This window comes from Corallococcus sp. CA054B, assembly GCF_003611625.1.
Lineage (GTDB): Bacteria > Myxococcota > Myxococcia > Myxococcales > Myxococcaceae > Corallococcus > Corallococcus coralloides.
In genome coordinates, this window is sequence record NZ_RAVY01000112.1 from 1 (window position 1) to 11,360 (window position 11,360).

General features: G+C 71.4%; 12 protein-coding genes. 7 read left to right on the forward strand and 5 right to left on the reverse strand.

The features are described from left to right. The 4 genes from D7V80_RS24725 to nagZ form a co-directional block, all read left to right on the forward strand. Nucleotides 1–1,008, forward strand: a 1,008-nt coding sequence (locus tag D7V80_RS24725; RefSeq protein WP_233585694.1) for a MoxR family ATPase, incomplete at its 5' end; no start/stop codon positions are given. A gap of 13 nt (nt 1,009–1,021) precedes the next feature. After that, a complete protein-coding gene (locus D7V80_RS24730) occupies nt 1,022–1,903 on the forward strand; it encodes a DUF58 domain-containing protein (RefSeq protein WP_120580093.1) in 882 nt (293 codons plus the stop codon). After that, complete coding sequence (locus D7V80_RS24735; protein WP_120590509.1) at nt 1,900–3,999, forward strand: BatA domain-containing protein; 2,100 nt, start codon at nt 1,900–1,902, stop codon at nt 3,997–3,999. Before D7V80_RS24730 ends, D7V80_RS24735 begins: the two co-directional genes overlap by 4 nt. Before the next feature lie 136 nt (nt 4,000–4,135). Then, nucleotides 4,136–5,200: a beta-N-acetylhexosaminidase gene (gene nagZ / locus D7V80_RS24740; RefSeq protein ID WP_370452533.1), complete on the forward strand. Its 1,065-nt coding sequence runs from the start codon at nt 4,136–4,138 to the stop codon at nt 5,198–5,200. On the opposite strand, the gene D7V80_RS24745 is transcribed toward nagZ, so the two are convergent. From D7V80_RS24745 to D7V80_RS24760, 4 genes are all read right to left on the reverse strand, one after another. Further along, nucleotides 5,197–5,577: a hypothetical protein gene (locus D7V80_RS24745; RefSeq protein ID WP_147447205.1), complete on the reverse strand. Its 381-nt coding sequence runs from the start codon at nt 5,575–5,577 to the stop codon at nt 5,197–5,199. The two genes, nagZ and D7V80_RS24745, sit on opposite strands and share 4 nt — an antisense overlap. A gap of 136 nt (nt 5,578–5,713) precedes the next feature. Further along, nucleotides 5,714–6,235 (reverse strand): hypothetical protein, encoded by a 522-nt coding sequence (locus tag D7V80_RS24750; RefSeq protein ID WP_147447206.1) that lies wholly within the window; start codon nt 6,233–6,235, stop codon nt 5,714–5,716. A gap of 229 nt (nt 6,236–6,464) precedes the next feature. Beyond that, a complete protein-coding gene (bcp, locus tag D7V80_RS24755) occupies nt 6,465–7,076 on the reverse strand; it encodes a thioredoxin-dependent thiol peroxidase (RefSeq protein WP_120590513.1) in 612 nt (203 codons plus the stop codon). A 59-nt stretch (nt 7,077–7,135) separates the two neighbouring features. Further along, on the reverse strand, nt 7,136–7,633 hold the full coding sequence (locus tag D7V80_RS24760; protein ID WP_120590514.1) for a hypothetical protein: 498 nt from the start codon (nt 7,631–7,633) through the stop codon (nt 7,136–7,138). A 57-nt stretch (nt 7,634–7,690) separates the two neighbouring features. Between D7V80_RS24760 and D7V80_RS24765 the strand changes: the two genes are divergently transcribed. Next, a complete protein-coding gene (locus tag D7V80_RS24765) occupies nt 7,691–8,332 on the forward strand; it encodes a hypothetical protein (RefSeq protein WP_120590515.1) in 642 nt (213 codons plus the stop codon). Nucleotides 8,333–8,387: 55 nt separating this feature from the next. Here the strand turns inward: D7V80_RS24765 and D7V80_RS24770 are convergent, their stop codons facing one another. Next, nucleotides 8,388–9,710, reverse strand: a complete 1,323-nt coding sequence (locus D7V80_RS24770) for a response regulator (RefSeq protein ID WP_120590516.1) — start codon at nt 9,708–9,710, stop codon at nt 8,388–8,390. Nucleotides 9,711–9,835: 125 nt separating this feature from the next. On the opposite strand from D7V80_RS24770, the gene D7V80_RS24775 reads away from it, so the two are divergent. Next, nucleotides 9,836–10,168, forward strand: a complete 333-nt coding sequence (locus D7V80_RS24775; RefSeq protein ID WP_120590517.1) for an MXAN_6627.5 family MYXO-CTERM protein — start codon at nt 9,836–9,838, stop codon at nt 10,166–10,168. A gap of 44 nt (nt 10,169–10,212) precedes the next feature. Then, the gene (locus D7V80_RS24780; protein ID WP_120590518.1) at nt 10,213–11,253 is read left to right on the forward strand and encodes a class I SAM-dependent methyltransferase; all 1,041 of its coding nucleotides are present in this window, start codon (nt 10,213–10,215) and stop codon (nt 11,251–11,253) included. The last annotated feature ends 107 nt before the right edge of the window (nt 11,254–11,360 follow it).

Consider the following 11,360-nt stretch of genomic DNA (forward strand, 5'->3'; position numbering starts at 1 on the left):
CCTCTTCCCCAGTCCGACGCCACCCCCGAGGACCTGCGCGCCGTCGAGGAGCTTGCCCAGGCCCGCAACGCCATCGTCGAGCAGATTGAAAAGCGCGTCGTCGGCCAGCGGGACGTGGTGGAGCACCTGCTGATTTCGCTCTTCAGCCGCGGCCACTGCCTCTTCGTGGGCGTGCCGGGCCTGGCGAAGACGCTGCTCATCTCCACGCTGGCGGACGTGCTCAACCTGTCCTTCAACCGCATCCAGTTCACGCCGGACCTGATGCCGTCGGACATCACCGGCACGGACATCCTGGAAGAGGACAAGACCACGGGCCGCCGCTCCTTCCGCTTCATGCAGGGCCCGCTGTTCGCGAACATCATCCTCGCGGACGAGGTGAACCGCACGCCGCCCAAGACGCAGGCCGCGCTCCTCCAGGCCATGCAGGAGTACCGCATCACCGCCGGTGGCCGCACGTACCCGCTGGAGCTGCCCTTCCTCGTCTTCGCGACGCAGAACCCCATCGAGCAGGAGGGCACCTATCCCCTCCCCGAGGCGCAGCTGGACCGCTTCATGTTCCTGGTGGACGTGGGCTACCCCACCGCCGAGGAGGAGGTGCAGATCGTCAAGAGCACCACCGCCGGCGCGCCGCCGAAGCTGGAGAAGATTTTGTCCCCCGAGCGCATCCTCGCCCTCCAGGAGCTGGTGCGCCGCGTGCCGGTGCCGGACCACGTGGTGCGCTACGCGGTGGAGCTGGTGCGCCACACGCGTCCCAAGGAAGCGGGCGCGCCGGACTTCGTGGCGAAGAACGTGTCCTGGGGCGCGGGCCCGCGTGCGAGCCAGTACCTGGTGCTCGCGGCCAAGGCGCGCGCCATCCTCAACGGCCGCTTCGTGGCCACGGTGGAGGACGTGCGGGCGCTGGCGAGGCCCGTGCTGCGCCACCGCGTGCTGCCCAACTTCACCGCGGAGAGCGACGGCATCACGTCCGTGAAGCTCATCGACCAGCTCCTCACGGTGGTGAAGGGCTAGGGACCTCCATCCCATGTCGCTGCTCGACGCCCAGACGTTGTCCCGCCTCCAGGGCGTGAAGCTGCGCGCCCGCGCCGTGATGGAGGGCGTGCTGTCCGGCCTCCACAAGAGCCCCCATCAGGGCCAGAGCGTGGAGTTCGCCGAGCACAAGGAGTACGCCCCCGGCGACGAGCTGCGCCACCTGGACTGGAAGGCCTACGGCAAGTTCGACAAGTACTACGTCAAGCGCTTCGAGCATGAGACGAACCTGCGCTCGGTGATGGTCGTGGATGCGTCCGCGTCCATGGGCTACCAGAGCGGCGCGATGTCCAAGCTGGAGGTGGCCAAGACGCTCGCGGGCGCGCTCAGCTACCTGCTCGTGCGCCAGCAGGACGCGGCGGGCCTGGCCGTCATGGTGGGCGGCGCGTTCAAGGACGTGCCGCCCCGCGCCTCCGCTGGCCACCTCAACGTGCTGCTGGACGCGCTGGAGCACACGGAGGCCAAGGGCCCCACGGACCTGGGCAGCGCGGCGGATCATCTCGCGGAGGTGCTGCCCCGGCGCTCCACGGTCATCGTGCTGTCGGACCTGCTGGATGAACGGCAGGAGGCGCTCAAGCGCATCCTGGCCCTGCGGCAGCGCAAGAACGACGTGGCGGTGTTCCATCTGGTGGACCCGGCGGAGCTGACGTTCCCCTTCGACGACCCCACGCTCTTCCTGGACATGGAGGGCGAGGGCCGCATCGAGGTGAACCCGCGTGAAATCAAGCAGAGCTACCTGGAGGAGTTCGGCGCGTTCCTCGCGGACGTGAAGGCGAAGTGCGCTGAAGCCGACGTGGACTACGAATTGGTGCGCACCGACGAGCGGCTGGATGAGGTGCTGCTGCGCTTCCTGGGACGCCGAGGGAGGCGCCGGTGACGTTCGGCAATCCGTGGTTCCTCCTGGGCACGCTGGGCGCGCTCATCCCCGTGCTGGTGCACCTGTTCGACCGGCGCCGGCCGAGGGCACATCCGTTCGGGCCGCTCGCGTTCGTGCTGCGCAGCCAGAAGCGCACGGCGAGCCGGCTCAAGCTGAAGCGGCTGCTGCTGTACGCGCTGCGCACGCTCATCCTGCTGGCGATCCCCATCGCGCTGGCTCGGCCGGAGTTCACCCGCGACGCGCAGGCGGCCACGGTGACGCGCGGGCCGGCGGCCACGGCGGTCATCCTGGATGCGTCGCTGTCCATGCGCTGGTCGGACGGCACGTCGAACTTCGAGAAGGGCCGCGACGAGGCGCGCGACGCGCTCAAGGACCTGCTGCCGGAGGAGCCCGCGACGGTGATGGTGTGCACGGCGTCACCGGAAGCGCCCCCGCCGCCGGGCTTCGACCGGGCACGGCTGCGCGCGCTGGTGGACGAGGCGAAGCCCACCTACGGCACGGCGGACCTGTCGCGCTGCCTGGACATGGCCGCGCGGTCGCTGGAGGAGAACCCGATGCCGGGCAAGCGCCTGGTGGTGGTCTCCGACATGACGGGCTCCGGCCTCCGGCTGGAAGCGCCGCCGCCCACGGTGAAGGGGCCCACGGGCGCGATGGTGAAGCCGGAGGTCGTGCTGCGCGACGTGGCGTCCGGACGCGAGTCGCTGGACAACCACGCGCTGGTGGACCTGCGGGTGGAGCCCGCGCTGCAGGCGGGGCCGCGCGCGTACCAGTTCACCTTCACGGTGCGGAACTTCGGCGCGACGCCGGCCAAGGACCTGGAGGCCGCGGTGCGCGTGGGCGAGTCCACGCTGGCCAAGGGCTTCGTGGACGTGCCCGCGGGCGGCACGACGCAGAAGACGCTGACGGTGCGCTTCCCGCAGGGCGGCACGGTGGTGGGCCAGGTGACGCTCGCGCCGGACGCGCTGGCGGAGGATGACCGGCGGGCCTTCGTGCTGCCGGTGCCGCGCGGGCTGAAGGCGCTGGTGGTGAACGGCTCGCCGCACGCGACGCGCTACCGGGACGAGGCCTTCTTCGTGGACGCGGCGCTCACGTCGCCGGGCTCGCCGGTGGACGTGGCGGTGCGCGACGCGGAGGTGGGGCTGCGCGAGGACTTCAGCGCGTATGACCTGGTGCTGCTGCTCAACGCCCCGGCGCCGTCGGAGGAGGAGGCGCGGAAGCTGGCGGCCTTCGTGGAGAACGGCGGCGGCCTCTTCGTGAGCGTGGGCGACCACGTGAACCCGGAGGCGTACAACTCACGGCTGGGCACGCTCCTGCCGCGCCCCCTGCGCCTGGTGCGCACGAGCGCCGAGCGCGAGGACCCGGACGCGGAGACGAAGACGGCGAAGCTGGCGCAGGTGAAGGTGGACCATCCGCTGTTCGCGCCCTTCACGGGCCGCGCGGAGGAGGGGCTCATCGGGGCGCGCTTCTACAAGTACATGCTGCTGGAGGCGGACAGCCCGTCCGCGCCGGGCACCAGCCAGGTGCTGGCCACATACGAGGACGGGGCACCCGCGGTGGCGGTGGCGCGCCGGGGCAAGGGGCGCGTGGCGCTGTTCACCAGCACGGTGGACCGCGACTGGAGCGACTTCGCCATCCGCACGAGCTTCCTGCCGCTGATGCAGCGCTTCGCCGCGTACCTCACGGGCTCGCTGGAGGAGCGCGAAGAGGTGCGCGTGCGCGTGGGCGAGACGGTGACCCTGCGCCCGGAGGGCACGCAGAAGGTGGCGGGCGTGCGCGCGCCGGATGGCAGCGAGCTGCCGGTGAAGGCACAGCCGGACGGTTCGTTCGTGGCGGGCCCCACGGTGGAGCCGGGCGTGCACGCGGTGCTGGGCGCGGACGGAAAGCCCGTGGCCGCGCTGGACTTCGCCGCCACGCTGGACCCGGCGGAGAGCGACCTGACGCGCGTGCCGCCGGATACGCTGACGGCCTACTTCGGCGAGGACACGGTGAAGGCCTCCACGGGGGACGCGGACAAGCCCGCGGTGCCGCTGTGGACGTGGCTCATCCTGGCCGCGTGCCTGGCGTTCTTCTTCGAAGGCACCCTGCTCCGGAAGTAGCCCTGGCCGCTCCGCGCCCTGACAGGCAGCCGACGCTCGGTGAGCGCATCCGCTGCCCCATGGGCGGCGGGCTCTGCCACACTGCGCGGCCGTGAGCCCTGCTTCCGCCCTCTATCGCGACTGTGCCCGCCTCTTCATGGTGGGCTTCCCTGGCACCCGCATCGACGCCGACCTCGCGGCGCTGATGGACGACGGCATCTACGGCGCCATCCTCTTCAAGCGCAACGTGGGCACCGCGGCGGAGACCGCGGCGCTGTGCCGTGACATCAAGACGCGCGCGGGCCGGCCCTTCATCCTCTCCGTGGACCAGGAGGGCGGCCGGGTGGCGCGCCTTCGCGGTGAGCCCTTCACCGCCCTGCCCCCCATGCGCGAGCTGGGACAGCGCGGCGACGAAGCCCTGGCCGAGCGCGTGGGCCGGCTGCTCGCGCACGAGCTGCGCGCCGTGGGCTTCGACTGGGACTTCGCGCCCGTGCTCGACGTGGACACCAACCCGGCCAACCCCGTGATTGGCGACCGCAGCTTCAGCCGTGACCCGGTGGAGGTGGGCCGGCTGGGCGTGGCGCTCGCGAAGGGACTGGAGGCCGGCGGCGTGGCGTCCTGCGGGAAGCACTTCCCCGGTCACGGCGACACGACGACAGACAGCCACCTCACCCTGCCGAAGCTGCCGCACGACCTGGAGCGCCTGCGCCGCGTGGAGCTGGTGCCGTTCCAGGCCTTCGCGAAGGCGGGGCTCGCGTCGCTGATGACGGCGCACGTGCTGTTCGACGCGCTGGAGCAGGGCGTCCCGGCCACCATGAGCCACCGCGCGCTGCACGACCTGCTGCGCAAGGAGCTGGGCTTCGACGGCGTGGTCGTCTCCGACGACCTGGAGATGAAGGCCATCGCGGACCACTACTCCGTGGCGGAGGCCGCGGTGCAGGGCACGCTCGCGGGCGTGGACCTGTTCCTCGTGTGCCACAAGGCGGACGTGCAGCGCACCGCCATCGAAGCGCTGGTGAAGGCGGTGGAGTCCGGCCGCGTCCCGCGCGAGCGCATCACCGAAGCCCACCGGCGCCTGGACGCGCTTGCCGCCCGCTTCGCGCACCCCGCCGAGGACCGGCTCGCCACGCTGGGCGACGCGGAGCACCGCTCGCTGGCCGAGGGCCTTGCCAGTGCCTTCACCGGCAAGGACCCCACGGAGGTCATGCTCGCGTCGCGTTAGTGGGTGGCGTGCCTGGAGCCCAGCTGCGAGCCCTGGCCCATGGGCCCCTGGAAGCGGAGGGCCCCGCCCCGGTCTCCGGGCACCGGCTCCTGGGGCGTGGTGAAGCCGGGCGCGCCAATCTGGTTCTGCTGGCCCTGGTGGGCTCCGCGCGCCTCCGCGTCCTTCTTCAGCGGCATCCCCTTCGCGTCCGTGGGCGTGGTCGCGCCCGAGCCACCCGTTCCCGGTGGCGCGGGCTGCTGCGTGTTGGCGACGCCCTCGTAGGCGCCACCCGTGCGCGGCATCGTGGGCTTGTCGCGGTTGCAGCCGGGGCCCACCAGCGCGGCCGTCGCGGCGCACACCGCCACCAGCGTCCAGTGATGAAGTCTCCTTGAGTGCATGGCCTGCTCCCTCCAGAAGCCGTCATGGCCTCGACAGAAGGAGTGGCCACCCCAGCGCCCGGCCGGGAGTGGCGGGCCCGGAGTCCGGACGCCCGCTGGCACGCTGGCCGGCGGGCATCCCTGGACCGCGGTCCGACTACCGGTTCTGCAGGTAGACGGGCGGGCTGACGTAGGAGTACGGCGCATCGAAGCCGCGCGTGCCCTCGTTCGCGGTGGAGACGTTCCAGCCGCCCAGCCCTTCGGCCGCGGGCGAATAGGTCGCCCCGCCGAGCACGCCGTAGCGGTGCGCCATCATGCCGCCCGCGTCGTCCCACTTGGAGTTGTTGGACTTGCCCGCATTGGCCGGCGTGCGCGGGTCGATGCTGGAGCCAATCTTCTCGATGGTGGCGTTGTAGCCCCGGTCCACCGTCAGCACGTGGGGAGGCAGCTTCGCGACCGCGTCACCGTGGTGCGCGTCAGCGGGGTTCTCATGCCCCTGCTGCTCGGCCACGTTGTAGACGGCCTCCGGCTGCGTCCCACGCTGCGCGAAGGCATTGCCCCGCGACTCGTCCGGCTGCTTGCCGCCCGTCTCGGGCAGCCCGCCACAGGCCGTGCCCAAGAGCACGCCCGCCGCCAGCGCCGCCGCCCCCATCCACCGCTGAATGCCTCGCTCGCGCATGTTCATCGTCTCCGCCATCCCCGAGGAATGGTCATGCCGTTCTCGCCCACCACCGGGCATCCACCCGAGGGCAGGCCCTGCCGGCCGCCCGCTGTCCGGCCCGAGGGCCGACAGGGCATCATCGTGAACGGCCAGCCCCGCCCGGGGAGAGAGGAGCCAGCCACGGGCGCAGGCATACACGGTCCCGGCCTCCCTGTCCCGCCAGGAGTGCACCGGCGCCCGCCCCGCGTCAGGCGCGAGCGCCCTTCTTGGCCGCGCCCTTCGCCGCCGGAGCCTTCTTCGCCGCCGGTTTCTTGACAGCCGCCGGCTTCGCCTCCGCCGCGGAGGCCTTCTTCGCCGGAACCTTCTTCGGGGCCGGAGCCGCGTCGGAGGACGCACCGCCCTGGAGCGTGGACAGGACCTCCGCGACGTGGCCGGCCACCTTCACCTTGGGCCACACGCGGACGACCTTCGCGTCCGGGCCAATGAGGAAGGTCGCGCGGATGAGGCCCATGAACTTGCGGCCATAGAGGGACTTCTCCCCCCACACGCCGTACGCGTCCGCCAACGCGTGGTCCGGGTCCGCCAGGAGCGAGAACGGCAGCCCCTGTTTCGTGGCGAACTTCTGGTGGGACGCGACGCTGTCCGGCGACACGCCCAGCACCACCGCGCCGGCCTTCACCAGCGCGGAGTGCTCATCGCGAAAGTCGCACGCCTCCGTGGTGCAGCCGGGGGTCGCGTCCTTCGGATAGAAGTAGAGGACGACGTGCCGCCCCTTGAACTGCGAGAGGGAGACGGTGGCGCCGCTCTGGTCGGGGAGCGAGAAGCCGGGGGCCTTGTCACCTGCTTGGGGCATGGGCATGCGTCGGCTCCATACCCAGACCCCGGGGGCTTCTCAACTCCACGCGTGCGCCAGGGGCTTCAGCGCGCGCCCTCGCCCGGCGGATGGACCTCTTCGCCCGGCGGGTGGTCGTGGGCCTCCAGCTTGACCAGGTCCGCCTGGCAGCTCTCCAGTACCTTGCGCAGCATGTTGCGCGTCGTGTCCGTGTGGGCCTCGCCCATCTTCTTCGCGAGCGATTCACACGCGGCGCGCTTGGCCTCCACGTCGCTGGCCCCGCGCCCCGTCGCACCCGGCCGGGCCAGGGGACGCGGCGGGATCTTCTCCTGCGCGGCCTTCAGCGCGGACAGACGCTTGTCGGCCTCCGGGCGGACCTTGGAGTCCTTGGGAACGGCCTCGAACTGGGCGGCGACCTCCGCCCACGCCGGGTCCTGGGCGGGGAGCTTCTGGTTGATCAGCTCCTGGTAGCGCTCCTCGGCCTTCTTCAGCTGCTCCGGACCAGGGTCGGTGGAGCAGCCCGACAGTGCGAGCAGACCCGCGAGCAGCAACGCGGCGGAAGTTCGGGGATGGGCAATGCGCATGGTGTGGGACGTCCTCCTGCTGGCCACAGGGTTAAACCACGGCTAGGGTGCGCCGTCGTGGCTCCCATCCTGCTCGCCTTCCTGCTCGGCCTGTCCCAAGGCCTGCTCCATGCCCTGGGGCCGGACCACTGCGCCGCCATGGCCACGCTCGGCACCCTGGGCGGCGGCCGTCGCCGCGTCGCCATCATGACGGCGTTGCGCTTCGCCCTGGGCCACGCGGCCATGCTGGGCGGCATCGCCGCGGTGTGCCTCGTCGCCGGCGTGGGCCTGTCGGAGACCTTCGAGCGGTGGGCGGAGGTGTTCGGCGGCGCGGTGCTGGTGGCGCTGGCCGTCACCGCCCTGCTCTTCCCGCACAGCCTGGACCACGGCCACCCGCACCTGCCCGGCCACGACCGCGAGCCGCACGAGCACGTGCACACCGTGAGCACCGCGGCCGGCGCCTTCATGGCCGTGAGCGGCGTGCGGTCGCTGCTCATCGCGCTGCCCCCGCTGCTGGTGGGCGGCAGCATGAGCCTGTCCGCGTGGACGTACCTGCCCGGCTTCGCGCTGGGCATCCTCATCGGCATGGGCGCGGTGGGCCTGCTGTTCGCGGAAGGCCTGTCGCGGGTCAACGCGAGCATCAGCCTGTGGATCCAGCGCGGCGTGGCGCTGGGCTCCGGCGCGCTGGGCCTGTTCTGGATCGGCTCGCGGCTCGTCTGAAGAAGCACCGCGGGCCTGGGAAGCACCCAGGCCCGCTTCGAGGCACCGCCAGGCGCTACGAGCGCTTGTCCAGGATGCCCAGCGCCATCATCGACACCAGGAAGCCGTAGACGACGTGCTCCGGGCGGTTGGCGAACGCGAGCAGCTCCGCCACCACGCGGTTGCCGTCAATCTTCGGCAAGAGCTCCGCCTCCCAGCGCTCCAGCTCCACCTCGTTGAGGCCGTAGGCGGGCGCGACGGCGGGGATGAGCCGGTCCTCGGGCTGGAGCATGCGGCGCAGGCGCTCCGGCTTGTAGAGCTTCTTGATGCCCCGGACGATGAGGTTCGCCGGGTGCACGTCCAGCTTGATGGACTCCGAGGAGGCCTTCTCCTTGAAGCTCATCACATACGTGCCCTCCTCCCAGGAGAAGACCGAGTAGATGATGGCCTTCACCTGCTGGCCCACGTAGTACAGCCGCTCGGTGTCCTTGAGCAGGCCGCGCTCCACCAGCACGTCACCGGTGCGCCGGTGGCTCTGCGCGGCGACGGCGGAGGCGTCCTGGAGCTGCTCGGGTTTGATCTTCCCCACGCGCACCAGGAACTGCCCGAAGCGGTCCGCCAGCAGGTTGGAGAGCGCGAACACCGGGGTGCCGTTCTCGAAGTAGACGACCTTCTTCACCTTGCCGCGCTGCACGCCCAGCTCGCCCGTCTCACGCGACAGGTAGAAGGCGGTGAGCAGCGAGGGCAGGTTGTCCCTCAGCTCGCCCCGGCGGCTGCCCGGCGCGCCCGCGCCCACCGGCAGCGGATCCGGCGGGCGGCCCGGCGTAGGAGGCCTCACCTGGGTGGTGGGCACCTTCTGCATGGGCGTGGCGGTGAGGTTGGCGCCGCGGATTTCGGCCGTGAGGTTGCCGCCGCCGGTGACCTTGATGCGGCCGGTCAGCTCCATGGCGTCCTGCGGGCCCTCCTCCTCCACGTCGATGTCCAGCTCCACCTCGAAGGCGTCTGCCATGGAGGCGGCGGGGACCTTCTTCTCCGCGGGCAGGACCTTGGCCACCGCTTCCAGCAGCTTCTGGGCCTCGAAGGGTTTCTCGAAGTAGCCGGCGGCCTGGTACTTCTGGCGCGCTTCGGTGGCGTGCTTGCCGCCCTTGAAGACGCCGGTGATGAAGAGCAGCGGCAGCTGGGGGTTGTCCTTCCGCAGCGTGTCCGCCAGGTGATAGCCCATCATGTCCGGTAGCAGGATGTCCAAGACAGCACAGCCGGGGGGCTGGGCGCGGGCGGCCTCGATGGCCTGCTTGCCACGGCTGGCGCCCACCACCTCATACCCGGCGTCCTCGAACAGCTGCGTGAGGAGGGAGAGGAGCTCCTGGTTGTCGTCCACGACGAGGATTCGAGGCGCCATCGCGGGGGGACCGTAGCAGATTCGGACGCCGGGGCGGCCAGCGTTTCCAGGGAACCCCGGAAGGCCACCCGCTTCAGACGGTGGATGCAAGCGCCCCGCTGGGGCGTTAGGGTGTCGCCCGCCTCATGTCCTCCCTTCTCGCCCGCATCTCCCCGGCAGGGCTCCTGGCCGGGCTCCTCCTGTTCTCCCCCCTGACGGTCCTGGCCCAGGAGGGTCCGCAGCCGGACGCGGGCCAGCCGGACGATCCGAACTCCCCGGAAGGGGATGACAACACCGGGCGCGTGCCCACGGACTGCCGCAGCACCAGCGACTGCGCGCCGCGCTTCACCTGCGTGTCGACCAAGTGCAAGTACACCGGCATCCGCCAGGCGGAGACGCAGGGTTGCATGTTGGGCCCGCAGGCGGCGCTGATGGTGCTGGGCTTGGCCGCCGTGGCAGGCTCGCGGCGGCGCCGGTAGCCCCGGCAGGCCCCACTCCCCCCCACTCCAAGGAGCGACGCGCGATGCGGCTGGGCCTGAAGGCGGACAACCTCCTGGAGCGGGTAGCGGACTTCCTCAACCTGGCGCCGCAACCCCTGGCGCACGTCTTCTTCGGGATGATGGCGTCGCGGACGCTGATGGCCGGGGCCAGGCTGGGTGTCTACGCGGCACTGGCGGACGGCGCGGCGACGGCGGAGGCGCTGGCGGCGCGGCTCAAGACGAGCACGGAAGGCATGCGGGCGCTGCTGGAAGCGCTCATCGCCTGCGAGGTGGTGGAGCTGAGCCGGGGCCGCTTCCGGCTGGCGCCCCGGGCGCGGCGGTGGCTGGACCCGCGCTCGCCGCAGGCCATCACGGCGTTCCTGGAGTTCAACTACGCGCAGTGGGACTGGTGGGGGCAGCTGGAGACCGCTGTGAAGAGCGGTCAGTCGGTGGACATCCACCAGTTCGCCCCGGACGACCCGCGCTGGCGAGACTACATCCAGGCCATGTACCAGCTGGCGCGGCTGGCCTCGCCGGAGGTGGCGGCGGCCATTCCCCTGCCCCGTGGTGCGAGGCACCTGTTGGACCTGGGCGGCGCGCATGGCTGGTACGCGGCGGAGCTGTGCCGGATGCACCGGGGGCTGAAGGCCACGGTGGTGGACCTGGAGGGCAGCGTGCGCGTGGGGCGGGACATCATCGCCCAGGCGGGGCTGTCGCACCGGGTGACGCACAAGGAAGGGGACGTGCTGAACGCGGAGCTGGGCGGGCCGTATGACGGCGTGCTGCTGTTCCAGGTGATGCACCACCTGACGCCCGCGCAGAACGTGGCGCTCCTGCGGCGCGTGAGAGGGGCCATGGTGTCGAAGGGCACGCTGGCGGTGCTGGAGTACCTGCGCGAGGAGCGGGACACGCAGAGCACGTCCGCGCCGCTCATCGGGTTGCACTACTTCCTCACGTCGGGAGCGGCGTCGTACACGCCCGCGGAGGTCGAGGGCTTCCTGGATGACGCGGGTTTCAAGGTGCAGAGCACGCGGCCCATCCGGCATCTGCCCTTGCAGACGTTGATCATCGCGCAGCCGGACTGACGGTCCTGGCGCCGGCTTGTCAGACGGTGCTGCTAACTCCACACTTCGGGCATGGTCTATGGCGCGAAACCACTCGGGGGTCCGGCGACCTTCGCTGACATCGAGAC

Bases quoted from the DNA above. Each gene is read 5' to 3' on its own strand.
- D7V80_RS24730 (WP_120580093.1), top strand. From the start codon at position 1,022: ATGTCGCTGCTCGACGCCCAGACGTTGTCCCGCCTCCAGGGCGTGAAG.
- nagZ (WP_370452533.1), top strand. From the start codon at position 4,136: ATGGTGGGCTTCCCTGGCACCCGCATCGACGCCGACCTCGCGGCGCTG.
- D7V80_RS24745 (WP_147447205.1), bottom strand. From the start codon at position 5,577: ATGCACTCAAGGAGACTTCATCACTGGACGCTGGTGGCGGTGTGCGCC.
- D7V80_RS24750 (WP_147447206.1), bottom strand. From the start codon at position 6,235: ATGCGCGAGCGAGGCATTCAGCGGTGGATGGGGGCGGCGGCGCTGGCG.
- bcp (WP_120590513.1), bottom strand. From the start codon at position 7,076: ATGCCCATGCCCCAAGCAGGTGACAAGGCCCCCGGCTTCTCGCTCCCC.
- D7V80_RS24760 (WP_120590514.1), bottom strand. From the start codon at position 7,633: ATGCGCATTGCCCATCCCCGAACTTCCGCCGCGTTGCTGCTCGCGGGT.
- D7V80_RS24770 (WP_120590516.1), bottom strand. From the start codon at position 9,710: ATGGCGCCTCGAATCCTCGTCGTGGACGACAACCAGGAGCTCCTCTCC.
- D7V80_RS24775 (WP_120590517.1), top strand. From the start codon at position 9,836: ATGTCCTCCCTTCTCGCCCGCATCTCCCCGGCAGGGCTCCTGGCCGGG.
- D7V80_RS24780 (WP_120590518.1), top strand. From the start codon at position 10,213: ATGCGGCTGGGCCTGAAGGCGGACAACCTCCTGGAGCGGGTAGCGGAC.